At 34.7% G+C, this 24,180-nt stretch carries 28 protein-coding genes and 3 pseudogenes; 22 read left to right on the plus strand and 9 right to left on the minus strand.

Annotated elements, in window-relative coordinates; genetic code table 11:
- Window positions 1-10: 10 nt before the first annotated feature.
- From gdh to C9J31_RS11405, 4 genes and pseudogenes are all read left to right on the plus strand, one after another.
- The gene (gene gdh, locus C9J31_RS11390; RefSeq protein ID WP_107951553.1) at window positions 11-796 is read left to right on the plus strand and encodes a glucose 1-dehydrogenase; all 786 of its coding nucleotides are present in this window, start codon (window positions 11-13) and stop codon (window positions 794-796) included.
- Between the two features lie 379 nt (window positions 797-1,175).
- Window positions 1,176-1,508: a DUF4870 domain-containing protein gene (locus C9J31_RS11395; protein ID WP_107951554.1), complete on the plus strand. Its 333-nt coding sequence runs from the start codon at window positions 1,176-1,178 to the stop codon at window positions 1,506-1,508.
- A gap of 52 nt (window positions 1,509-1,560) precedes the next feature.
- Window positions 1,561-2,310: a MerR family transcriptional regulator gene (locus C9J31_RS11400; protein WP_238602220.1), complete on the plus strand. Its 750-nt coding sequence runs from the start codon at window positions 1,561-1,563 to the stop codon at window positions 2,308-2,310.
- A gap of 937 nt (window positions 2,311-3,247) precedes the next feature.
- A pseudogene (locus tag C9J31_RS11405) lies at window positions 3,248-3,664 on the plus strand (substrate-binding domain-containing protein); the annotation flags it as partial.
- 241 nt (window positions 3,665-3,905) lie between these two features.
- Here C9J31_RS11405 and C9J31_RS23980 read toward each other — a convergent pair.
- Complete coding sequence (locus C9J31_RS23980; protein WP_274520211.1) at window positions 3,906-4,028, minus strand: hypothetical protein; 123 nt, start codon at window positions 4,026-4,028, stop codon at window positions 3,906-3,908.
- Window positions 4,029-4,206: 178 nt separating this feature from the next.
- Here C9J31_RS23980 and C9J31_RS11410 point away from each other — a divergent pair, with 178 nt between their 5' ends.
- The 7 genes from C9J31_RS11410 to C9J31_RS11440 all read left to right on the plus strand — a co-directional run bounded on the left by C9J31_RS11410 (window position 4,207) and on the right by C9J31_RS11440 (window position 7,620).
- Window positions 4,207-4,524, plus strand: coding sequence for a hypothetical protein (locus C9J31_RS11410; RefSeq protein WP_107951556.1), 318 nt, complete (start codon window positions 4,207-4,209; stop codon window positions 4,522-4,524).
- Window positions 4,525-4,560: 36 nt separating this feature from the next.
- The gene (locus tag C9J31_RS11415) at window positions 4,561-4,752 is read left to right on the plus strand and encodes a DUF7167 family protein (protein WP_107951557.1); all 192 of its coding nucleotides are present in this window, start codon (window positions 4,561-4,563) and stop codon (window positions 4,750-4,752) included.
- 421 nt (window positions 4,753-5,173) lie between these two features.
- Window positions 5,174-5,314, plus strand: coding sequence for a YczI family protein (locus tag C9J31_RS23650; RefSeq protein WP_274520212.1), 141 nt, complete (start codon window positions 5,174-5,176; stop codon window positions 5,312-5,314).
- Between the two features lie 422 nt (window positions 5,315-5,736).
- Window positions 5,737-5,904: a hypothetical protein gene (locus tag C9J31_RS11425; RefSeq protein WP_193767196.1), complete on the plus strand. Its 168-nt coding sequence runs from the start codon at window positions 5,737-5,739 to the stop codon at window positions 5,902-5,904.
- A gap of 678 nt (window positions 5,905-6,582) precedes the next feature.
- Window positions 6,583-7,038, plus strand: a complete 456-nt coding sequence (locus C9J31_RS11430) for a hypothetical protein (protein WP_107951559.1) — start codon at window positions 6,583-6,585, stop codon at window positions 7,036-7,038.
- Between the two features lie 77 nt (window positions 7,039-7,115).
- The gene (locus C9J31_RS11435) at window positions 7,116-7,256 is read left to right on the plus strand and encodes a hypothetical protein (protein WP_193767237.1); all 141 of its coding nucleotides are present in this window, start codon (window positions 7,116-7,118) and stop codon (window positions 7,254-7,256) included.
- Between the two features lie 37 nt (window positions 7,257-7,293).
- Window positions 7,294-7,620, plus strand: a complete 327-nt coding sequence (locus C9J31_RS11440; protein ID WP_107951561.1) for a hypothetical protein — start codon at window positions 7,294-7,296, stop codon at window positions 7,618-7,620.
- 914 nt (window positions 7,621-8,534) lie between these two features.
- Here the strand turns inward: C9J31_RS11440 and C9J31_RS11445 are convergent.
- From C9J31_RS11445 to C9J31_RS11460, 4 genes are all read right to left on the minus strand, one after another.
- On the minus strand, window positions 8,535-8,735 hold the full coding sequence (locus C9J31_RS11445) for a bacteriocin-like WGxF protein (protein ID WP_338016401.1): 201 nt from the start codon (window positions 8,733-8,735) through the stop codon (window positions 8,535-8,537).
- Between the two features lies 1 nt (window position 8,736).
- A complete protein-coding gene (locus C9J31_RS11450; RefSeq protein ID WP_107951562.1) occupies window positions 8,737-9,366 on the minus strand; it encodes an ATP-binding cassette domain-containing protein in 630 nt (209 codons plus the stop codon).
- A 7-nt stretch (window positions 9,367-9,373) separates the two neighbouring features.
- Window positions 9,374-11,548 (minus strand): DUF1430 domain-containing protein, encoded by a 2,175-nt coding sequence (locus C9J31_RS11455; RefSeq protein WP_107951563.1) that lies wholly within the window; start codon window positions 11,546-11,548, stop codon window positions 9,374-9,376.
- A gap of 64 nt (window positions 11,549-11,612) precedes the next feature.
- Complete coding sequence (locus tag C9J31_RS11460; RefSeq protein WP_107951564.1) at window positions 11,613-11,999, minus strand: lactococcin 972 family bacteriocin; 387 nt, start codon at window positions 11,997-11,999, stop codon at window positions 11,613-11,615.
- Window positions 12,000-12,206: 207 nt separating this feature from the next.
- Here C9J31_RS11460 and C9J31_RS11465 point away from each other — a divergent pair, with 207 nt between their 5' ends.
- Entirely contained in the window at window positions 12,207-12,800 is a 594-nt protein-coding gene (locus C9J31_RS11465; protein ID WP_107951565.1) for a recombinase family protein, read from the plus strand.
- A 102-nt stretch (window positions 12,801-12,902) separates the two neighbouring features.
- On the plus strand, window positions 12,903-13,346 hold the full coding sequence (locus C9J31_RS11470) for a hypothetical protein (RefSeq protein WP_107951566.1): 444 nt from the start codon (window positions 12,903-12,905) through the stop codon (window positions 13,344-13,346).
- A gap of 34 nt (window positions 13,347-13,380) precedes the next feature.
- Here the strand turns inward: C9J31_RS11470 and C9J31_RS11475 are convergent, their stop codons facing one another.
- Window positions 13,381-13,803, minus strand: coding sequence for a hypothetical protein (locus C9J31_RS11475; protein ID WP_107951567.1), 423 nt, complete (start codon window positions 13,801-13,803; stop codon window positions 13,381-13,383).
- Window positions 13,804-13,936: 133 nt separating this feature from the next.
- Between C9J31_RS11475 and C9J31_RS11480 the strand changes: the two genes are divergently transcribed.
- The 9 genes and pseudogenes from C9J31_RS11480 (at window position 13,937) to C9J31_RS11520 (ending at window position 22,779) form a co-directional block, all read left to right on the plus strand.
- The gene (locus C9J31_RS11480) at window positions 13,937-14,149 is read left to right on the plus strand and encodes a hypothetical protein (RefSeq protein WP_107951568.1); all 213 of its coding nucleotides are present in this window, start codon (window positions 13,937-13,939) and stop codon (window positions 14,147-14,149) included.
- Between the two features lie 525 nt (window positions 14,150-14,674).
- Window positions 14,675-15,997: pseudogene (locus C9J31_RS11485) on the plus strand (IS3 family transposase); the annotation flags it as partial.
- Window positions 15,998-16,124: 127 nt separating this feature from the next.
- Window positions 16,125-16,456: pseudogene (locus C9J31_RS11490) on the plus strand (hypothetical protein); the annotation flags it as partial.
- Between the two features lie 409 nt (window positions 16,457-16,865).
- Entirely contained in the window at window positions 16,866-17,291 is a 426-nt protein-coding gene (locus C9J31_RS11495; protein ID WP_054768127.1) for an acyl-CoA thioesterase, read from the plus strand.
- An 11-nt stretch (window positions 17,292-17,302) separates the two neighbouring features.
- The gene (locus C9J31_RS11500) at window positions 17,303-17,677 is read left to right on the plus strand and encodes a DUF423 domain-containing protein (protein ID WP_107951569.1); all 375 of its coding nucleotides are present in this window, start codon (window positions 17,303-17,305) and stop codon (window positions 17,675-17,677) included.
- 187 nt (window positions 17,678-17,864) lie between these two features.
- Entirely contained in the window at window positions 17,865-19,193 is a 1,329-nt protein-coding gene (locus C9J31_RS11505) for an SPFH domain-containing protein (protein ID WP_107951570.1), read from the plus strand.
- Between the two features lie 14 nt (window positions 19,194-19,207).
- Window positions 19,208-20,311 carry a TFIIB-type zinc ribbon-containing protein gene (locus C9J31_RS11510; protein WP_107951571.1) on the plus strand — a complete coding sequence of 368 codons (1,104 nt, stop codon included), beginning with the start codon at window positions 19,208-19,210 and terminating at the stop codon, window positions 20,309-20,311.
- A gap of 205 nt (window positions 20,312-20,516) precedes the next feature.
- Complete coding sequence (locus C9J31_RS11515) at window positions 20,517-21,413, plus strand: DegV family protein (RefSeq protein ID WP_107951572.1); 897 nt, start codon at window positions 20,517-20,519, stop codon at window positions 21,411-21,413.
- A gap of 160 nt (window positions 21,414-21,573) precedes the next feature.
- Window positions 21,574-22,779 (plus strand): EAL domain-containing protein, encoded by a 1,206-nt coding sequence (locus C9J31_RS11520; RefSeq protein ID WP_107951573.1) that lies wholly within the window; start codon window positions 21,574-21,576, stop codon window positions 22,777-22,779.
- A 121-nt stretch (window positions 22,780-22,900) separates the two neighbouring features.
- Here the strand turns inward: C9J31_RS11520 and C9J31_RS11525 are convergent, their stop codons facing one another.
- From C9J31_RS11525 to C9J31_RS11535, 3 genes are all read right to left on the minus strand, one after another.
- Window positions 22,901-23,080 (minus strand): hypothetical protein, encoded by a 180-nt coding sequence (locus tag C9J31_RS11525; protein ID WP_054768124.1) that lies wholly within the window; start codon window positions 23,078-23,080, stop codon window positions 22,901-22,903.
- A 16-nt stretch (window positions 23,081-23,096) separates the two neighbouring features.
- Complete coding sequence (locus C9J31_RS11530) at window positions 23,097-23,411, minus strand: DUF3784 domain-containing protein (RefSeq protein WP_107951574.1); 315 nt, start codon at window positions 23,409-23,411, stop codon at window positions 23,097-23,099.
- Window positions 23,412-23,702: 291 nt separating this feature from the next.
- Window positions 23,703-23,855: a YjcZ family sporulation protein gene (locus C9J31_RS11535; RefSeq protein WP_107951575.1), complete on the minus strand. Its 153-nt coding sequence runs from the start codon at window positions 23,853-23,855 to the stop codon at window positions 23,703-23,705.
- Window positions 23,856-24,180: the final 325 nt, after the last annotated feature.

Genomic DNA, 24,180 nt, shown 5'->3' on the forward strand with positions numbered 1-24,180 from the left:
GGACTAAATTATGTATCCAGATTTAGAGGGAAAAGTAGTTGTTATTACTGGAGCTGCAACGGGATTAGGAAAAGCGATGGGAATACGCTTTGGAACAGAAAAAGCAAAAGTTGTCATTAATTATCGTTCCAATGAAGCAGAAGTAAATGAAGTGGTTGAAGAAGTTATAAAAGCTGGTGGTGAAGCCATTGCTGTTAAAGGTGATGTTACAGTGGAAATGGACGTGATAAACCTGATTCGTACAGCTGTGGATGAGTTTGGTACGCTTGATGTGATGATAAATAATGCTGGGATAGAAAACCCAGTAGCTTCACATGAAATGCCACTAAATGATTGGAATAAAGTGATAAATACAAATTTAACAGGCGCATTTTTAGGAAGTCGAGAAGCAATTAAATATTTTGTTGAGAATGATATTAAAGGAACAGTTATCAATATGTCTAGTGTTCATGAGAAAATTCCTTGGCCGTTGTTTGTTCACTATGCCGCCAGTAAAGGAGGCATTAAGTTAATGACAGAAACATTAGCGTTAGAGTATGCTCCAAAGGGAATTCGTGTAAATAATATCGGTCCTGGGGCGATCAATACGCCCATAAATGCTGAAAAATTTGCTGATCCAGAAAAACGAGCGGATGTTGAAAGTATGATACCGATGGGCTATATTGGAAAACCAGAAGAAATTGCCGCAGTAGCAGCATGGCTTGCTTCATCACAAGCTAGTTATGTAACCGGCATTACTTTATTCGCTGATGGTGGAATGACTTTATATCCTTCATTCCAAGCTGGTCGTGGATAAGTAAAAAAGACTGTGAGCAAAACTGATCTACCCCAAAAAAAGTTAGACAAATAATTTAAGCAACTTCTAAATCTGAGTCCGGTATTGAACTAAGGACTTAGATTTTTTAATTTTGCCTATATACGTTGTGATTATAGGAATGAATATAGGCATCCAATTCTTTTCTTAGTGTTCAATTAGACATAGACATGATGTTGAAGTCATGTTCGGCGTTTTTTATTAGCACATCTGACCAACAAAGAAGTGGTTAAATAAAGATTGATTAGATTAAAATTAATTTTGTACTTGAATCTCCAGTAGCGTCACCTTTTATGATGAATGAAGTTACTAAATTAAAAGGTAACAACTAAATAATTTACGCTATTGGAGGCGCAGTTTTATGAAAAAAGAGAGTCTATTAAATAGAGGATTGGCAAGTTTAATGCATCTGTTCTCGCTATTATTAACTTTTGTGTTACCTATATTAGTATACTTGGTATCAAAGGATAGAAATAAATATTTTGCCGATCATGCAAAAGAAGGGATGAACCTTCATTTTACTTTCTTCCCAGTCTTTTTGTTGTTAACTCTTATTTCTACAAAATGGAGTGCGGCTTCTGTTCTTTCATTTGCACTTATTATACTTGAAACAATATTAATTATAATTGCAGCAATTTATACGTTAAAAGGGAAAAAGTTTTCTTACCCCGTTATACGTTACTTTAAAGTCTGAAAAAACAAAGGATTTTTAGGTTCAATTTAGGAACAAAAGGAGAGGTTATTTGTTGGGAAAAGGTGTATTTACAATTGGGGAACTTGTGCAAAAGTCTGGTGTTAGCATTAGAACGCTTAGATATTATGACAGTATAGACCTACTTAAACCGCGAGATTATACAGAGGGTGGACATCGACGATATTCAAAAGAGGATTTAACTATTCTACAAAACATTAAATCCTTGCAGTTTCTCGGATTATCTTTAAAGGATATTAAAATCATGCTTCAAAAAAACACTGTTGAAGGCGAGGTTATATTAAAATCTTTAAAACACCAAAAGCACTTATTTGAAGCAAAAAAGCTTGAGATTACTAATATATTATCCGATTTAAACCATCTTATGGAAACAATAGAAGATGAGGAAATCATCAATATTGAAATATTTTGTGCGATGCTTCAAAAATTAATGTTTGTAGCAGATACAGAAAAATGGTTTAAAGAGCACTTTTCTAAAGATATAACTGATGAATTATTTAATATAAAAAAATCCGAAGAAATTGATTTAGATAAAAAATGGACGAAAGTTTTATCTGAAATCAAACATTTAACGTCTACTGATGCTATACCGTCTTCGAAAGAAACACAAGAAACTATTGAAACACTGCTATTGCTTATGGATGAAACTTTGAAAGGAAATTTGGATTTGGTTGAAGAAAAGCTGCCATCCACAGAATCATTGTCATTTCCAAATCCTTTTACAGCAAAGGAGCAAAAATTTTTAAAAGAGGCTATGGAGTTTTATAGAAATAATTCATACTAATTTAATTATGTATAGGAACAGGCGATAAAAATTAAGAATAGACAGACCACGACTGACCATAAACACGTTCGAGAGCAGGTGGTTACCCAGTAATAGACAACCGTGATTTCTCTGGCCAATATGGTACAACTAATGATACTGCTGCGGTTAATATTGTGGATATAACTTCGCATGCTCAAGAGAATAAAATCCATAATTAAAGACAACGAAAAAGTGAATAAAATCCTAACACTCTTTGTTATCCAAATCCACACAATATAAAGGAGGAGAAGAAATAGATACTAAATCAAGTATTTGAGGAGTTAGAGAAGAAAGATATCTTTAAAATAAGTAAAAAGTTTAATAATAGCTTTTTTTATTATAGTTTCTTTAATATTTATTGGGCTATAGTTATTGGTATATTCATTAACTCCTACTTTGTTCATGACGAAATATATATGCATCTAAGCTATGAAAACAATGGCTTTGCCATCGTAGCAAGAGGTTTTATGTCACTTTCTTGGACTGTTACTTGTAAATAATCAACCTTTTTGTTCATTATTTGTTCAGAACGATGTAGTAATCTAATAAGGTAATCTTGTCATAGGGTAACCAACCCTCAAAAGCCCAGGTCTCAATTCATGTTGAGCTTGGGCTTTGATTATTTTTAGTTTGGTTTTTTTCCCAGATGCATAATGCATCTAATTTGTGAATTATTCACTTTTCATGTGAGCGTTTCTAGAACATTAAAGATGGTTGGACACTGAGAATGACATCGAAGCTGTTAAATATTTTTTTATACGGGACAAATTGAAGCTTTTTCTATTCATGCTATTGACATTTATCCAAATAAATCATTGCGTTTTTTCCATTGTTTCCCCATTTCCCACAAGCTATAATAATGCCGTAAATGATAATCATTTTCAATTAAGTGTAAGAAGGAAAGGGGCAACAAAGTGTGAAGAAGCATCGTGGAAAGCGAATTATAATATGGGCGGGGGTGTTCCTCCTGTTGCTAATATTATCGGCATGTAGTAATTCTGGAGGCAATGCATCTGATGTGCAGGTAGAGGAAAGCGAGAAAACAATACAATATACAACGATTAAAGGTGAACAAGTTGAAATACCTGCACATCCCAAACGGGTCGTTTATATTGGTCCGACGCTTGGTGATTTCTTGGTGATGGATATTCCAATCGTTGGTAGTAATCTTATCCATGCTAATCATAGTTACTATGAAGGTAAAACGGCAGGAATAGTTGATGTTGGACATCCAGGTGATTTAGAGATGATTCTAACTTTAAAACCGGATCTGATTATAAATAGTTATTACAATGCGGATGCAGAGCAAAATGAGGCATTGTCGAAAATTGCTCCCATTATGACCAATGAATGACTTTAAGCAGCCAGACAATGAAATTGATCTTTTCAGACAAAAAAACACCTCCAAATAATGGTATGGTTATAGGTTAAAATAAATTTTTATTTTAGTTAACATATTCTGTTTTTCATTGGAGAGTGTCATAACAACAAAGAACCTTAATGAACAATAATATGAGGATTAAAAGAAAAAAGAGCAATTAAAACATAGCTCTATATTCAATTATATATTAAAATCACTTATTTCTTTCAAGTACTTCGATGCGTTTTTCTAATTTCTTGATCTTCATGTCATTAAGTACGGCAATGACTGTCGCTGCCATGGCAAAGGTGAAGACTACGTACGTGATACCAAGCATTGGTATACCCCCCTAATATTTGTTAATGTAATTATAACACACAAAAAAGCCGCAGCGTCTTCACACGCTACAGTCCAGAATTGGTTCATGCCCTTTGATTACTAGTATTATAACAGGAGGCTACCGATATGGGCAAACATGGGCAAGTATTAACATTTACACAGGATAGTTAGACGCAATGATTACGGACTACCACTGGATGGTTAATGCAATCAAAGAAATGCGAGCAGAAATGGTTGTCGGGGCAAAAACAGCACAATACGGCATCGAAGCTACTTTACCTAAAGCAGTAGGCGGTGTAGGATATCCAATTATGCAGGAGGCTATTAGACGTTCAAAGAACAACAAACGTGTTGGAGAGTACGAGAAAAAGTTATTAGAGGTTCAAATGCTTCTCGATAGAGTAACAGGAGATAGAGAGTTACAAGTCCTTAACTGGATGTTGGACGGCAAATCTCAACGTTGGATAGCAACATACGCATGTACGAAATATTAAAGAAAACATTGTTAAACAAATGATGGGGTGATCGAAATGGATTTAAATAAAAAAGTACATTTTAATTTAGGTATCGGATATGTAGGAGCTAACTGGGAAGAGGAATTTACTCTTGAAGAATTAGCTTATAATCCAGAACACGATAAGGATTTAGAAGCGTTTTTGGAGCAAGAATGGAGAGAATGGGCTGCAAGTTACATTGATGGCAGATGGAGTTTTAACGAATAAAGAACAAAGTTTTCACACTTTCCAAAGTTGCCATACTTTCAACATTAGGTGATAAAGAAACAAGAGGGGTAAACTAAAGGGGAGGTCGGACAGGTAAATGTTTCTTTTCTTGGTATTTATAAAATCCTAAATATTAGGGAAAGACAGACCGACGACCGACCTGTGCTTGGCAGACTAGTTCCGAGCGTGACAAACATGGCCGGCCCATATTTTTTAAAGAGATTAGGTATCTAAATAATATAAAGGGCTGAAACTTTACAATGATTTCCACTACCTCTTTTTTATTGTATGATAAATAAAAATGAAATTTAAAGAGGAGTGGAATATTATGCTGAATATTTTACAAATTGTTTTTGTAATCATAGTAGTCTCTCTCTCAGCTTATCTACTTATAACACGTGATTACGATCTGATTTTTTTAATGGTATTCTTTTCGGGTTTAGTCATGTTAACTCGAGGGATTGAAGAATTTCAGAGAGAGAACAAAGTTTATGGTTGGTTACTGATTGGGCTATTTTTATTTTCAGTATATGTGTCAATTCAAAGTTTCGTATGGATGTAAATAAAGGAGCTGATTAATATGTGAACTTCGTCCACTTTCCAAATATTTTTCAGTCAAACTTTCTAAGTGCACGGAAATGCACTAACACAATTTGCTTTCCAGTAATAACGCGGTGACGCACCACCGCAGTTTCAAAAGTGAGCTATCGACAACTAAATAGGTTTACCACAATAGACGAGCCTTCATCCTGAGCAGGGATGAGGGTTTTTATTATGCTTTGAAAACTGCATCAAACAGCCAAAACACTATGAGTTGAGAGGGCCGAGTTTGGTGTGGTTTTGAGAGTGTAATTTATTTTGAACAGTGGGCATTATCGAGTCTACCCTTAGTTCCTTAGTTCAAACGATAGTACTTGCTGCTGAAGATAGAAAGTCAATGATAAACCACCCCTTCCTGATTTATTATTTAGGAGGAGGGATTTAATGGTGAATAAAGTTTTTATTAGTATATTATTAGTGCTCATAGCAATATTTTTAGGTGGTTTATATTCATTAATAAGCCATTTGTTTATCATCGACGGCACAATTGTAGCAACTATTTTTGGTGAGTCCTTAGTATGTTTGGAGGAGCTTTTGGTGCATACATTGTAGCGAAGCATCAAATGGATAAAGAAAAGGAACATTATGAAGAGAGAGAAATAATAAATGCTAGACTGATAATTAGTTGCATGGAATTTACATATTTCATATTTCCTGTTCTTTTGTTTTCTTTAAGGATTTATATAGAGAGCTATTTTTATTATGTTTTAGGGGCGTGAAGGACTTTAGCCCAGCCCCCTTGTGGAAGCCAAACGTACTATTACTGGCTTTTACAGAGAGACTTGGTCTACTATGTGAAACGCTTTTTTGCTTCAAAAAAGGAGCAACTAGAAGAAAAAGTGCTAGAAAAATTGATTTATGATCTTACATACAACGGCATTATCAAAGTAAGCCGAGAGCATTTGAGTAACAAATTAGAGGTTGGATTAAATACAATCTCTACAGCTTTTAAGTGTTTGGAGCAATCCAAGCTATTTATCCTTTCCAGAAACAAATCAGGGAAAACGAATAGTGGTTGTCGTGTCAATGGGCGGAGATTATATGGCGCACTCCGATAACAAAGCGCGTAAAGTTGAAGCATGCACATTGATAATCGAATACATAACGGAACACAAATGCATCCGACACCTTAGGAGGTCTGTTGGCGTAGACAACGATCTCCTAAGGTGGAGCGCCCGAGCAAAGCGAGGGCAAAAATGACGCTGTAGTTAGAAGAAAAGGGGGAGTACAATGGCGAGACGAGGACGCACATCCATTGTTCGTGAGGTAAAAGAGTCACTGCAGGCGATAGATAAAATTGGCGAATCAAAATGTGAGGCGAAAAAAACTGGAACTAGTGGTATTCACTCTAAAAAGCAGATGGCCAATACAATGTCTGATGCTCAAAACTTTGTAAAATGGTGCCGTAGTGAGCTTGGAGTGAAGTCAATCAATGAGTTGAATGAAGGGCATTATGTGTCCTACCTTGTTTATTTGAGGGAGAAGGAAGTTTCACAAGGGCACCGTGTGAATGTTGAAACATCTCTTCGTTTGCTCGAAAAGGGATTTAAAGAGCGTTCTAAGCGCTTTGAAGATAGTCCGTCTGCTTTAGTAAGGTTTTGCCCTGAGAAACGTCTAGAGAATCCTCTAATGCAATGGGCTCTGATGCCCAAAATCGATCTTACATTGAAAATGAAGTGCAATTAATTCGCGATAATTGTTCAGATGAGGTAACCAAAGCTATTGATTTGATGCGAGAAATGGGATTGCGGATCAAAGGGGCTGTGAACGAGCGAGTAGAACATTTTGTTCCTAATGAAAGGGGTATTGGTTGGTGTTTGACCATCGAAAAAGGTACAGGGATTACAAAAGGCGGTCGTTTTAGACAGGTAGATGTACCACAGCGCTTAAGAACAACGACTTGAAGGTTGGATGGTAAAAAAATCTCCAGGAGAGCGAATAGTGAATGTATCTTATTCAACGGTACGAGAAGGTGTAAATGTAGCGTGCAAACGAGCTGGAGTGACACAAGCTGGCCGAGAGTGTCATGGTTTTAGGCATGCATATGCCCGTGAGCGTATGCATCAGTTAATGCCTAGTGAGCAGAAACAGATCATGAATCGTGTGTTGGAAAATAGAAAAATAGGACGTGCGGCAGACTATGGTATTCTGAGCGAACATGATAAGCAACTATATGCAGCTGCAAGGGAAGCGATGGATCAAATCCATTCAGAACTAGGACATGGCAAGAATCGATGGGCATTGGCTATGCGGTATATGGGTAATTAACGCATATGAGGTCAAGTCCATATACCGTAGTGGTACCGGACTGAGCATAGCGTAAGAGGGTGGTTTTGTAGAGATGATGTTCTATCTGGGCTTTGTACATATATGGGATGGGAGAAAAATAAATTTCATTCTGGATAAAAGTGTTTGATGTTTCTCTTGATATTTATTATATAAGTATTTTTTCAATGGTACTGTACGAAATATTTATTGATTTTCGCACCACAAAGACACTTTTGTGGTACGAAAGAATATTGCAATTTAGGAGGTAGAGTATATGGAATTATACTATAAAGAATTGAAATTGAAGTTATCAGCACGTTTTGTAGTAGCAGTTGGTGGTTTATTGACAACAATCACAATGATATGCCAGCAATTCAGTTAATTATGTTTAAGGGACGAGGAGGCTGCTGGAGCTGATTTAATGGGTGAAGTAGCAGGTGAAATATGCAATATTTTATACAGGCTGCAGCCTGTATAACAGTGGAAAAATGCTGTAAACTCAACGATGTATAAAATTATGCATAGACAATAATAGATGCCAAAGATGAAAAGGCAGTAATGACAAGGGTTTATCTTTTGTCGTTACTGCCTTTTTCTAATGTTATGTAAAGTTGTTTTGTATGGATATGAATAACGCTTAAATAAAACCGAGGTGATGAGAAAATGAGTGCAGTTGATGAAAAAAACGTAAAATCATTGAGGGTGTAAAAAAGCAATCTGAACACTATGGTTTCCCTAGGTATCCAAAGAAAAAGAAAATAACAAAAAAGGACAAGAATAGTTAGTTAACTATTCTTGTCCTTTTAGTTTTATATATTAAATTATCTTTAAAATTAATGCACTTTTTTTCAGTTTCAAAAAACGGTCATAACTTATGGCAGTTGATAAATTACTTACTCTTTTTATATGGAGTATTACCGTATCTTATTATTTTCTTTATAAAACATTATATTTACAAGCAAATTTAATACTAAAAAAATTGCTATAAATAGTCCCCAATATGTAACTAGATTATCATACCCCAACAACATTACTCTATAAATAATTTTATGTATAACTACAGTTAGTAAAATTAATATACAATTAATTATAGATAATGCTATGATTTTCATCATCTCATTCTCTCCTCTCTATATTGATTATTCTATCTGAACGTTCAGCTACTTCCTTATCGTGAGTTACACAAATAATAGTTTTTCCGGTATCTTTTAAATGTGTAAATAAATTTAAGATAACTTCTTTATTTAAATCATCAAGATTTCCTGTTGGCTCATCTGCTAATATTATTTCGCAAGGTTTTAGCATTACTCTTGCTATAGCAATCCTCTGTTGTTCACCACCACTTAGCTGGTAAACTTTCTTTTCTAAATATGTAGCATCCAAGCCGACTAGTTCTAAATTATTTATCATTGTTTCACTATTAAAATTGTTACTATATGCCTGCGAAATTAGTAAATTATCTTTAACTGTTTCATTATTCATTAACACATAATTTTGAAATATATATCCAAATTTATTCCTTCGTAAATACATAGTAACTTTACTATTTGGATTTAGATGACCATCTATAGATACAGTACCTTTTTCAGGCTTATCTAATAGCCCAATCATATTTAAAACTGTCGTTTTACCTGCACCACTTTCACCAATAATAGAAACAAATTCTCCTTTACTAATGTTCAATGAAAAATTTGTAAGTATCGTTTTTCCAAAAAAACTTTTACTTATATTTTTGAGTTCAATCATTAGATACTCAATCCCCTTTTACTACTTTGTTTATATTTTTCTTATTCAAAAAATTTATAAATATATTAAAAAATAGAAGTTCCAAAAATAAAGTTCCTAAAAGTAGTAATAGTATAACATTAGTACTTTTGAAGAAATAAAGCGCCAATATAGCTGCTAAAATATTAGAGAAACTAGCTATAAAAATAATAGTTTTATTTCGTTTCCAATAAGAATAACCGAACAAATATTTCAGGGTTAATTGATAAAGATGTGCATTATAGTAAGACCAAATATATGCAATAAAAAGTAGAAATGAAAATATAATAACAATAATTAAAGCAACTAGTTGTTGGAATAATTCCCACTTTAGTTCAATTAATTGATCGTTTGCTTCGCTATAAACAGACACTACGTTATTTATTTCTTTAACGTTTGCTTCTTCTAATGATGAAGCAATATTTTCATAGGCACTTCCATTCGAATTATCTAAGAAAAATAATGAATGTGTCGCATATGCTCCTATTGTAGAGGTATCCAGGCTTTCTGAATATAAAATAGCGATAGGATCTATCACTCTATTTTTTTGGTTTCCTCTATAATTACTATATGTAAAATATTCTTGTCCTTTTTTAGTATAGATTATATTAATTTTTAAATCATTTATTTCCTTTTCCACTAATGGTTGACTAAGTTCTTTATTATACATATTGACAATTTCAACGCTTTGGAAATAAAACCATTCTTTATATGAACTCTCAATATCCCTTTCAACAACCTTCAATTGTTCCGGTACTAACACATTCAAGGTGTTTTTATCCTTCTTCAACTGTTTAATAATTGGCACACCATTACTACTTTGAATAGGGTTCACTATTAGATAATTTTCATCAATGAGAATACGCCTTCCTTGGGGAGTATAAATTTCATTTGTATTTTTAATCCCTGACATATAGCTATATATAGGTTTTCCATCTTTATAATCTATAACACTAAATTTTTCGGCTTCTATAAGAAAGGCCTGGTTATTTTTTTTGATTTTTTCATAAAAGAGACTTAATCTATCATTTAAATCTCTATCGAGTTTTAAGTCATCCGAAATATTATTATTTAGAACGCCTACTTGAATACGAAATACATTTTGAGTATCGTCCCAGTAACTTAAACTATTTAATTTGTAGGTTAAATTATTATACTTTATAAAAGTAAAACTAATCATACTAAAAAGGACGATAGATACCAATGTCTTTAAAATGATCGACATCCACTGGATCTTTCCAAATGGTAAAGCACCTTTAACACTATGATTATACTTATTAAATTTGAAAATTAATAAAATACCTAGTACTGCGAAAAATATAAGAATCATAAAAATTGAAATATTCACTAGTAGTGGGTAAAAATATTCTAAAAAATAAATTTGTTTAAAAATTACTGAATTTACAGTTGTTCCTACTAATATTAATGTTAATATAATAGTTAAGTACCATAAAAAGGGTTTTAAAAAAGAATATACAATTTTCGTTTTTGAATGCCCCCACATATAATATAATAGTAAAGTTTTTCTTTTTTGGATTAAAAAATAAAACATCCCTATTATATACATGACAAAAGAAAGAATAACCACCATTAATAAAGAGATATTTGTTAATACTAAGCTATTTATGTTTTCTTTTTTGGTTTGTATGTTACCGTATGGAGAGAATTCTTGAGTAAAAGAATGGAGAATTTCTTTATCTACACTACTCAAATAGAAATCATTTTTGAATCCTATATTTTTTATCTGTTTAAAATCATATATATTAAATTCCCAATTAGATAGAGGAAAGTAAAAAATACCTGATTGGTTTTTTTCATTTTCTTTTAAGCGATTAGAGATAAAACGCTTCTCAATCGGAAATTCTCCAGATTTTAATTTTATATAAGGATCTTTTAAAACGTTCGTAGAGTAAATATTTAAAGAATTTTCGCTTGTGAAATTATATTGAGAAATATTAATATTATTTTTCTTTGAGAATTGAACTAAATGTTCAGTAAGATCATTAATATTGAAGTTTATTTTGGCATAACTATAGTCAATCGTAACAATTTGATTTCTTTGATATAAAAAATCCATTACTTTATTATTTGAATATATAGAAAAAATAAATAAATTAGATGTGATTATCACAATAGTTAAAAGTAGATATATTATTTTTCTCATGAATATATCCTTTCAATAAATACAAAGTATAGGGGGAATCCCTACACTTTGTTTTGTTTAATATTTATTTAACATCCCAATTTGCTGTATTACCCCAAAGTGAAGATTTAATCCATACAGATGCTAAGTTACCTGGTTGTTGCCATTCACTACGAAGATTGGTATTGCTATTACCTGCGCTTGATCTATGTACTTTTGAGGGATGGTTATACTCTGAAGTATGACGATCCAATCCCCAAATCACATTAAATGTACCGCCTCCAGCTGATACAGCTGCTCTTAAAGCGATGCCATTAGTATCATCAATTAAGAAAGAACCTGTTTCTTCTTGGGCTATTAATGCATCTAAATCAATACCGCCCTCATCTGTAGATAATTCTGCTGCAGAAGCTCCTCCTGCTGATGCACTTAAACATGCACAAACTGCTAATCCTGCTAAAAACTTTTTCATTACAAATTCCACCTTTTTATACTATTTTTTGGAACAAGTGAAATATTAACATATTTTGCTTTTAAAGTCAATTTTTGTAAATGCAAATTATGTTTGGTGTCATAATTTAATAGTATTGATACCGTTTGGTCGGTGTAGTATTATCAAGGTATTGTGCGGTGTCATAACTTAGGTTCTTAATGATAGTATAGAAATGAGAGGTTTTTTATGATTTATGGTTATGCGAGGGTATCAACTGTGTCACAAGAATTAGATGTTCAGCTGCAAGCATTAGAGAATGAAGGGGCAACTGTTATTTATAAAGAGAAATTCACAGGAACGAAAACAGACCGACCACAATTAAATGAGCTACTGTCTAAATTAAAAGAAGGTGACAAGCTTGTTGTAACCAAATTGGATCGATTGGCTCGTAATACTAAAGAAGGCATCGAGATTATTGAACAGTTATTTGCAAAAGGCGTAAAAGTACATGTGCTTAACATTGGATTGCTTGAAGATACGACAATGGGGCGTTTCTTTTTACAGACGTTACTCGCTGTAGCTGAAATGGAGAGGAATCTTATTGTTGAACGTACCCAAGAAGGAAAAGCGATTGCTAAACAGCAACCAGGATTCCGGGAAGGCAGGCCCAATAAATACACGAAAAGACAGTTAGACCATGCGATGAGTTTACAAGATACTCATTCATTTAAACAAATTGCTGAAATCACAGGTATTTCGATTAGTACGTTAAAAAGAGAAAGTAAAAAGCGAAAAGAAAAGATAATGTTATGTAAAGTCGAAATGTATGCACGTGAATAATTTTTTTAAAACTTTTTTTGAAAAAAGGTTGTTAAATTAAATCAAAATTTCCTTTATAGAGTGTTAGCTAACAAAAAACACAAAACAATAGGGGGAATCAAAATGGGTCTTTATTCAGATACAAGAACGGTTGATGTAACTACAGCACAAATCGCAGAAATGGTTCGTGCACAAAAGAAAGTAGTAGAGCTGCTTGCAGACAAGAATGTAAGTAAATCTATCGTATCCAACACATATGCTTCATATGGGGGAGCTGTTTTAGGACTTGTATTTGTTGCAAGCACAGCGGCTTCTGTAGCAGCAGGGTTTATGAGTCTTTTAACAACTTTGAACGCTGCTGAAAAATCATGGTTGCAGAACGATGTAAATACTGGATACACACAGCTTTTAGAATCTCACTTTACGATGGTGAATGGTGGTTGGGCTAAATGTAATATGACACTTACTGTTAACGTTGAACGTCCTAATTACGACTTTGCCTTTATCAAATCTCGAAAAGTAAATAGCTTCACAACACCTGGTGGACAAGTAACATATCCAGCTTAATAAAAAAAGGCACTTACAATTGAGTAAGTGCCTCTTATTTTGTTGCCTTTTCTAAAATGCTAAAAAAATCGTTATCGTTTACAATGGCATAATTTTCATGGTTACTAAGAAGATTCAATGACTTTTTATCTGAAACAAGGTACATTGTATAACCTGTATTTAATGAAATGGTGATTCGGTAATCGTAATCAACTGGATTTATTGTTGTTTTATCAAATTTTGCATTCTGAAAAGCTTGTATAAGCTTTTTTTGCGTTTCTTCTGGAATTTCAATTTTCGTATATATATCTTCTTTGTCTGTATCGACGGTATGAATGGTTATAGTTGGATTTTTAACGTTAAAATCAGCGTTCTCTAATACATCTGTTGCAGAGTAGCTTTGGTCTTTCTTTGCGATTAAAAAACCAATAGCGACGACGATTATAAGTAAAGACAATATAATTATGATTTTCTTCATATAGACCCCCTCTTTTTCTATTTACAGAAATTATAACAAATTTTAGGAATTAAGGTACTTTTTAAAGGGTTTTTGAAAAATGGTTGTTAAACTATCTATGAATTTCCCTTTACTAAATAAAGGAGGGGGTTTGATGGGAGAATATGAATTTTTAATTGGCTTGATTAGCAACACAGGATTTCCGATTGTCGCTTTTTTATTAATCTTTTGGAAGTTTGATAAATCACTAGGCTTGAAAGAGCAACTTCTTTTTTTATTTCGGGTCATTTCATTTGAGTTGCAAAGAATGTATATACGCCAAAGAAATTATTTCATATGTAAGTTAAAATTGTATGCGCTATTTTAAAAAGCAAGAAAATATTTTGTTTTAAATGAAACAATTATTTTTTGTTATGTAGTTAAATCTTATTTTGAATAGTTAGAAGGAGATCTCTGTGAAAGCAGCCCTATTAAAGAGCTGCTATTGTATTCTTATACAATCATTTGCCCACAAGTCGAACACTTACTAACCTTTTTCATGCCAATTCCTTCAAGAATCGCTTTCGAAATCCCATCAACAATAGCCTCAAACTTCGATTCAAAAAGCCTATTATCCGCACTATTATCAATAAAGCCAATCTCCAGCAGCAACCAACAAAACTCGATAATATAAATATGAATGACAATGCGAGATTACTTGCCACACATTTTTACGATAATAATGTCACAACACATGCTATTAATTTTTACGAAATTAAAGTTAGGAAATAACAAAGGCATATATGACTGCAAAGTAAGAGTATTATTGGATAACATACATAAGGAGCATGCTTTAATTGAAGGCTATTTAGGTATTATGGAAAATAATAACTGAAGTCTTTATTCCGTAACTGTTTTACGCTATTTAAACGGCAAAGAAAGTTATAGAGAAAATCGGGAAATCAATCTGTGTAGATCATAAATCAATCGTTAAATGGGTTAAACAATACGAGCATAACGGCGTAGAAGCTTTTTCGAAATCATATACAAATTACACACAACAGTTTAAACTAAACGTACTAAATTTTATGATTGAACATGGTACGTCCTTAATTGAAACTGCAGCGACTTTTAAAATAACTGCTCCTACCTCGATAAGAGTTTGGAAAAAACAATTTGAAACTCAAGGAATGGACGTTCTTCAATCAAAGAAAAAGGGGCGACCTTCCATGAAAAAAGAATCAAATAAACAACCAAAACAAACACCCGTAGCAGGTTCTACAGAAGTACTTCAAGCAGAAATCGAACGTTTACGTATGGAAAATGAGTATTTAAAAAAGTTGAATGCCTTAGTTCGAAGCAAGGAAAAATCACCAAAGAAGACAAAGTGAAGGTCATCTTTGAATTAAGGCACAAATATTCGGTGAAGGCGCTTGTGGCATTCGTCCAAATTCCACGTAGCACGTATTACGATTTAATAAAGAAGATGAATCGTCCAGATCCAGATGTCAATTTAAAAACGGAGATAAAAGCGATTTATGAGGAACATGAAGGTCGTTACGGCTATCGTCGCATTCGTGATGAGCTGACCAATCGTGGCAAAAAAGTGAATCATAAGAAGGTTCAACGCATTATGAAAGAGCTTGGTTTAAAGTGTATTGTGCGTATGAAAAAATATCGATCGTATAAAGGGACAGTGGGTAAAATTGCGCCAAATATTTTAGACCGCAAATTTACAGCAGATAGGCCAAATCAAAAATGGGTGACAGATATTACAGAGTTTAAATTATTTGGTGAGAAGCTTTATTTATCGCCTGTTTTAGAATTGTTTAATGGCGAAATCATTACATATACGATTGGCTCTCGTCTAACAATATTCTCTTTTATCAGAAATGTTGGAGAAAGCTTTAAAACGTTTGCCTGAAGACCACCAGCTACTTATGCATTCAGATCAAGGCTAGCATTATCAAATGAAGCAGTACCGGCATGCCTTACAAAAAAGAGGAATTGCGCAAAGTATGTCCCGTAAGGGCAACTGTTATGATAATTCCATCATGGAGAATTTCTTTGGCATCTGAAATCAGAGTTTCTATATCTTAAAGAATTTGTGAGTGTGGAACATTTTAAAAAAGAATTAGATAAGTATATAACGTATTACAACACAAAACGTATTAAGGCAAAATTAAAAGGCATGAGTCCAATACAATATCGGACTCATGCCCAACCCGCTGCCTAATGAAATAACCGTGTCTAACTTTTAGGGGTCACTTCAAAAAAGTGACCCTATACGGGGTTTTTTGTTCATTTCACAAAAAAATCTCATTATACTAAAATATACGAAATTAAGAACGGGAGAAATTATCATGAGTAAAATCATTTTTAACGAATATCAAATACGACAAATAGAAGCAAATCGATTTGTAGCATCTGTATCAGATCGTTCTATTCAATATACACCGGAATTTAAAGTCTATGCGGTCAAAGAAAATCTAGCTGGAAAGGGACCAGTCAAGCAATTAATGATACCATTCGACTGTATCAGTTGAAAAATATGACACGTTATTTATGTTATTTGGCAAATGTAAGCCCCAGTGGTTATTATAAATTGCTCCAAAATAGTGAGAAACAAGCGATACGTGAAGAAGCAGATTTTCAGGACTACGTCCTATTAAAAACGATTTATGATGCGTCAAAATTAGTTAAAATATAAGCATTTTAAAATAGCTGATGTTGTTATTTTGGGATATAAAGAAAATCCTTTTACAATGCTAGTGGGTAAGCATTTAAGCAATGATAAATACAAGGCACTCGCTAATGTCGAGTTTGGATTAAAACTTGAAGATAATTGAGTGATTTTTTCTTTTAATTAATCATTTGCACCTGCCCGGTGTTATATAATTTTTATTTTTGGTGTACCCCAGTTTGTACCCCAATTAAGTGGGGTACAACGGGTGAAAACGGAAACTAATATTTATTACCAAATATTTTTTAAAACGAAATTTCAAATTTTTGTAAAAGTAGAATTTTTATCTTTTCTAATCAATAGAGCAAAAACCCCGCCAAATCAATATTTTTACGCTATAATGATATGCGAGGTGAAGAAAATGTTTGTAAGTGAAAAACAGATTGAGATTCGATATGCCGAAACGGATCAGATGGGCGTTGTGTACCACGCAAACTACATCATTTGGATGGAGATTGGACGAACACAACTAGTGAGCGATGCGGGATTTGAGTATGCCGCGTTGGAGAAAGAAGGCTATGTATCGCCAGTGATGGATTTATCCATTTCATATAAGGCAGCTATGCACTACGGCCAGGTAGCAACAGTGCGCACATGGGTGGAAAAACACGACCGTTTACGGACAACATACGGCTATGAGATTTTACATGAGGATGGCACAGTTGCTGCTACTGCCCAGTCAGTACATATTTTAGCTCATAAAGAAACGCTAAGACCTGTCTCTCTGAGTAAAATTGATGCTGTTTGGGATGCAAAATATAAAGAAATTGCTCTTGAGCAAAAATAGGTGAACAGCACATGGAAATTTTACTAGGTTTAAGCGCTATTATGGCTTGTCTTGGGGTGGCACTCGGTGCTTTCGGCGCTCATGCATTAAAAGATAAATTTTCGACGCCACGCTATGCGGCGATTTGGGAAACAGCCGTGCAATATCATATGTACCATTCATTAGGTCTACTTGTACTTGGTATGTTATCGAGTGATGTTCTTTTAGGGACATCTAGTATGCTTTCTTGGGCGGGCTATTTAATGTTTGCGGGCATTATTTTCTTCTCAGGCAGTTTATATATGCTTGCAGTTACGGGCGTTAAGAAATTAGGAGCTATAACTCCAATTGGTGGTATGTTATTTATTGTCGCTTGGATTCTTGTAGCCATCGAAGCTTTTGCTTAATCAGTGATGCTGTACACTTTGTGCAGCATCTTTTTTTATTTCATCGGAGGCTAGAAATAAACAAGAAGGGGTTTCGATTGATTGAAATTAATGAAACAAAATGTCCTTTCCTGCGTAATACAATAGTGAGCAAATTATTTTTAATGATAAAATGAGCTTAAGTAAATTTTTGAAGGTGGGAATAAATATGGGTTTATTAAAGGCAGGCATTGGTGCATTAGCAGGCGTATTAGAGGATCAATGGCGTGAATATTTCTACTGTGAGTCGCTAACAGCAGACGTTCTCGTAACGAAGGGTGTAAAGCGTTCTTCTAAACGTGGTTCAAACAAAGGGAATGATAACATTATTAGTAATGGCTCCATTATTGCGATTAATGAAGGTCAATGCATGATGATTGTCGAGCAAGGAAAAGTGGTGGAGTTCTCTTCCGAGTCTGGGGAATATCTATATGATACATCAACAGAGCCATCAATTATGTATGGTAATGACCTTTCTACGAGCATTATGGAAACGTTTAAACAAATCGGAAAACGATTTACATTTGGCGGTGAAACAGCAAAGGATCAACGCGTGTATTACTTTAATAAAAAGGAAATTATCGGCAATAAGTATGGTACACCCGCTCCTATTCCATTCCGTGTCATAGATAGAAACATTGGTTTAGATATTGATATCGCTATACGATGTCATGGGGAATATTCGTATAAAATTGTTGACCCATTATTATTCTATACAAATGTATGTGGGAATGTGGAACGTGAATTCACACGTGATGCCATTGACAGCCAATTAAAAACAGAACTTATGACGGCATTACAACCGGCCTTCGCGCAAATCTCAGCAAGTGGTGTACGTTACAGTGAAATACCAGCACATACAATTGCCTTAGCAGATGCATTAAATAAGGTGTTATCAGAAAAATGGTTAGCAACACGAGGGCTGGCAGTTGTATCATTCGGAATAAGTTCTTTAAAAGCATCTGAAGAAGATGAAACAATGCTAAAACAATTACAACGGAACGCAGTGATGCGTGATCCTGGTATGGCAGCCGCTCATTTAACAGGAGCACAGGCTGAGGCAATGATTGCAGCTGCTAAAAATGAAGGTGGCGCAATGGCGGGCTTTATGGGCTTGAACATGGCGACGCAAGCTGGCGGCGTCAATGCAGGACAGCTATTCCAACTGAACGAGCAACATAAACAAGCGCAAATGCCACAATCAATGCAGGCACAATCAACGGCGGCGCCCGGTGCATGGACATGTGCTTGTGGGCATGAAAATACTGGCAAGTTCTGTTCAAACTGCGGGGCATCAAAACCGATGGCAGAAGGCTGGACATGTACATGTGGGACAACCAACAAAGGAAAATTCTGTAGCGAATGCGGGGCAAAAAAACCAGTTGGCGCATTACAATATGCTTGCGATAAATGTGGTTGGGAGCCAGAAAATGCGGCCAACCCACCTAAATTCTGTCCAGAGTGTGGCGATGTATTCGATGAAAATGATAGTAAGTAAGGGGATGACTAATGATGACGACACAAGAAGCAGAAAACGTCAAAGAGGCTAAGCTTGAATTCGACGCTGAATGTCCATCATGTAGTGCATCCATTGAATTTAACCCAGCAACAGGGAAGTTAACTTGCCCTTATTGTGGCTTTGAAACAGCGATTGCCATCCCAGAAAAAGAAGAAGACAAAGTTGCACAGGAAATGGATTTTGCACAAGCTGAGGAACGTGGAAATTTTAATTGGGGTGTTGAGAAAAAAACTGTTATTTGTAAAGCCTGTGCAGCAGAGACGATTTACGATGCATTACAAGTCGCCGACAGTTGCCCCTACTGTGGTTCCAACCAAGTAATGGAGGCTAGTGCAGATAATACACTTGCGCCAAATGGGGTTTGTACATTTGAGGTGACAGACAAGCAAGCAGGGGTTCATTTTCAAAAATGGATTAAAGGAAGATGGTTTACACCAAAAGCTGCGAAAATTAGTGCAAAGCCAGATTCCTTTAAAGGTGTTTATTTACCGTATTGGACGTTCGATACAAAAACTAGTTCACGATATTCGGCTAGCTATGGTAAACATCGAACCGTGACAGATAAAGATGGCAATACGCGTACGGAGACAGATTGGTATTCGACAAGTGGCTTCTATCAGGAATTTATCGATGATCATTTAGTAAGTGCTACGACTCGATATGATCGAGAGATGATGCGTAAAATCGAACCCTTTAATTTGCTCAATAATAAATCCTATAAGCCTGAGTATGTGACAGGTTTTCTATCGGAACGTTATAGCATAGGTTTACAGGATGGCTGGCATCAGGCGAAGAGGGAAATCCAAGATCAGCTAAATGCGCAAATAACAATGAAAATCCGTCGAGAAAAAAACGCCGACGTTGTGTCAAATTTACGTTTCTCTACGACCCATGATGACATTACATATAAATATTTAATGTTACCAATCTGGCTATCGTCCTTCCGCTATAAAGAGAAAATTTACCGCTTTATGGTGAATGGACAAACAGGCCGTGTAGGTGGCGATGCCCCGATTTCACCGTTACGCGTAACGATTACAGTTCTCTTATCATTCATCGTTATTGCATGTATCTGGTATTTCTTTATGTCTGAATAGTCAAGGTAATATGCCCGTAGTATCGTTAACATACTGCGGGCATATTGCTTTTTTTATTAAGAAAATTGTCGGAATAATGTCGAATGATGTAAATAAATTAAGCGAGTATGATAAATGTCACTATTCATCATGGTACTCTCTATGTATAGTTGCATAAGTTATATAGATAATAATATTTTACGATAGACGAGGAGCACAGCATTTAATGAAAAAGAAAATTGCATGGGTTACAGATACAGCAGCATTGTTAGACGAAAAATTCATACAGGACAATCAAGTTCACGTATTACCACTAAACATTGTATTTAAAGAAGGGGCATTACGTGAAACTGTTGATATGACACATGATGAGTTTTACGACAAATTACGCACTGCTAAAACACATCCAAAGACGTCGCAACCTGCCATTGGTGAAGTGGTGGAATTATATCAATCATTAAAGCAACAAGGCTATGCTTGTGCAATCGCTATTCATACATCACAGCATTTATCGGGCACTTATTTAAGCGCTTTCACAGCTGCAGAGCAAGCACAATTTGAAGTGTACCCAGTCGATTCAAAAATTGGCTCTTTTCCAATGATGAAAATGATTGAACTGGGGCAGCAATTAGAAAAAGAGGGCTTTGAACCTGCCGCTATCGTAGAAAGAATTAATGAGCTTGCAGACCACAGTAAATTATCTTTTATCCCATCGAGTTTATCGCAATTGCATAAAAGTGGACGGGTAACAGGAACACAGGCCTTTTTAAGCAACCTTTTAAACATTAAAGTCGTTATTTCCTTTGATAATGGAAAAGTTGTGGTGAAAGAAAAAATACGGACAGCAACTAAAGCGAAAGCATATGTAGAAAACCTGTTAAATATAGATGTAGAGTCAAGTATTATTCCCGAGGTGGCTGTTATTCACTGTAACAATGCAGAAGGTGCTAAATGTTGGCAAGCTTCACTTGAAAAAGCCTACCCACTTATCACTTTTCATATTCTGCCACTGAGTGCATGTGTTGGCGTTCATGCAGGGGAAGGAACACTTGGCTTGAGCTGGGTATGTCAACCCGAGCTTGCCCCGTATAAGCAACAGGAAAAAGTATTAGTGACACAATAAATATAAAGCATATATTTTCTAAATAACGGCATGTGAAGTTGCGAATTTCCTATAAACAAATTATTATACAGTCAGAGAGCTTTTTCATTTAATGAACTGTGAATGTGATGTTATTTTTGAATAACAGTAGCTTGGTTATTCAAGTATGGAGGTTTCGACAATGGATGCAATTGAAGTGTTAACAAATTTAGATCAAATACATGGGTATTTTCAACCTATATTTAGCGCAGATGCGCATACGGTGATTGCCTACGAAATTTCCGGACATTTACAAATTGAAGGTCAACAAATTAACTTAAATGATTTTGTGAATAATGAAGATATTCCAGAAGAATATAGAATTGATATGGAACATAAAATTTTGCACGCTGCTTTAGCAAAAATAGCGGAAGTACCAAATGAAATTGATATCTATATTCCAAGTAACCCCAATTTGTTGATGCAAGATTTCGGTGAAAGTCATTTCAATATTATTCAACAATATTTACAAGAAGAAGATTTACATCGCATTGTGTTAGTTGTGTCTGAACATCGCTTTTTAGGGGATATCAATAAATTACATCATGCACTGCGCTATTTTACAACGTACGGTGTAAAAATTGCTGTACAGGAGGTAGGAGCTGAAAGTCATTTAGAGCACATTGCACTCCTTTCTCCACAGATTTTAAAAGTGAATATTCGTGACTTAAATTATGATTCATGGTCAGCCCAATCAGACATGATTTCAGCAATTGGAAGTTTAGCTTATAAAATTGGCGCGAACTTATTATTTGAAGGTATCGAGACTGTATATCAACTGCAATTTGCCTGGAAAAATGGCGGACGTTTCTACCAAGGATCTTACTTGGCAAATGCAGCTATAACTTTTGTGGAAAAGGATGTGCTGAAGGAAAGATTTAAACAAGAATGTCAGCGATTCATTACCTCAGAAAAGAAAATGCTTGAGGCGCAGTATTTTGAACTAAAGAAGTTGCAGGAGGAGCTAGAGGCAATTGTCCATCGTGTCAAACCTTCTAGTGATAACATTGCCCATTTAGAACATTTAGCACAGCTGTTAGATAGCTATTCTTTCCGATTATATATTTGTAATGAGGACGGATTTCAGCTAACGCCAAACGTGATGCGTGTAGAGGGACAGTGGGAATTACAACCAAGTGCAATCAATAAAAACTGGAGTTGGCGTCCATATTTCCTACAAACGATTATTAAAATGAGAAATGATCAAAGTGGGGAAATTTCGGAACTTTATCGAGATATTGAGACAGGCGAAATTACACGTACCTTTTCGATTGCCATTAATGAACATGAATACTTGTTTGTCGATCTTTCCTATGATTTTCTCTATGAACATAATATATTTAGATAGACTTATAAATACTGATATACCAAAGTTTGAGGGGTGCAAATGTACTTTGTATCCCTCATTGTACCCCAATTTTGTCCCCAATAATTTTTGCTACTGTTGTTACTGCAGTACCCTCAGCAATTTAAATACTCACATAAGATTGTCTTAGAATATGAGCTGAAAATCGTTCAATTTGATGCTTCGTTTTTAATGTATGAAACATTTTCACAATATAACCACTACTGATTGATTTTAAATTAGCGGTGATAAATACATAATCGATTTCTTCTAGTTCAGAACCAACAATGGAAGAGTCAAGCATAATAAAAAGAGCCTTCTCAAGACTCTTTAATTTGTTTATTAATAATTTGTTTCCATACCAAAATGACTACTGAACCTACACATATACATACGGCATATATAATATTGCTAATGAATCCCCAGTACTCAAGCCCGAAAGGTAATAGGAAAGTAGCAATACCTACTATGTAAGAGAAAATACCAAATAGTTTAGCAAGTTGATCTTTATCGCCAGTAAAACTTTCTTCTTGATAACCTGCAATAAGCCACAGTTTCTTTTTTATATGGATTTGATAACCCATAAAACTAATAATTGCAGCAAGAACTATACAAGTAATAAATCCAACAATCATTTTACGTCACCTCATGTTTTGGGTTCTAATAAGTTTACGGATGCTATTAAAAAGGTTTCATCATTCATTACTGAACTATGTGAGGAAATAAAACTAGTCGAAGGGTCACTAAGCTGGATAGTGACCCTTTGGTCATAACAGGAGTGTATAAGGCCAGCAGATTAGCATTACACGACTATTATTACAACATGTAAAAGGGGAGGTGACTATTGATTTAACCAAATGAAGGCGCAACCTGTCACCGAAAAGTACAAGTGAATGGTCAATTTTTAAAACAAAAAACTGGACGAGTTAATACTGACCACGCATGAAAGTAGCGCCGACAATAATTAGTAGAATGAATAATACAACGATTAGAGCAAATGTTGAACCACTATAGCCTTTGTCATAGCCTCCGTCATAACAATTGTTGTTGTAATTACCTACATTTCCGGAGTATCCCATAAAAATCCCCTCTTTTCTACAACCTATAGTATGTATTGCTGCTGAAAAGAGGGGGGGATTCATCTAATCAAAAGTCCCTTTTGTTTTGAAATTTAATGAAAAAATTAATGTGATTGATGTAGGGTGGGGAATAAAACACAAAAGGATCACTCGGACGAAAGTGACCCCAAGGTTTGGAGGTATATGGTTTAATTAGCTTTACACTATTAGTAATATGATGTGATAGCTGTTTTGTCTAGCCATTTGCCTGTGAAATAGATTAAATAAATTAAAAAGCTATAGTCGTGAGAAAACGCTACAGCCTCGAATTTTATGTAATGGTAAT

It is taken from the genome of Lysinibacillus parviboronicapiens (assembly GCF_003049605.2).
Lineage (GTDB): Bacteria > Bacillota > Bacilli > Bacillales_A > Planococcaceae > Lysinibacillus > Lysinibacillus parviboronicapiens.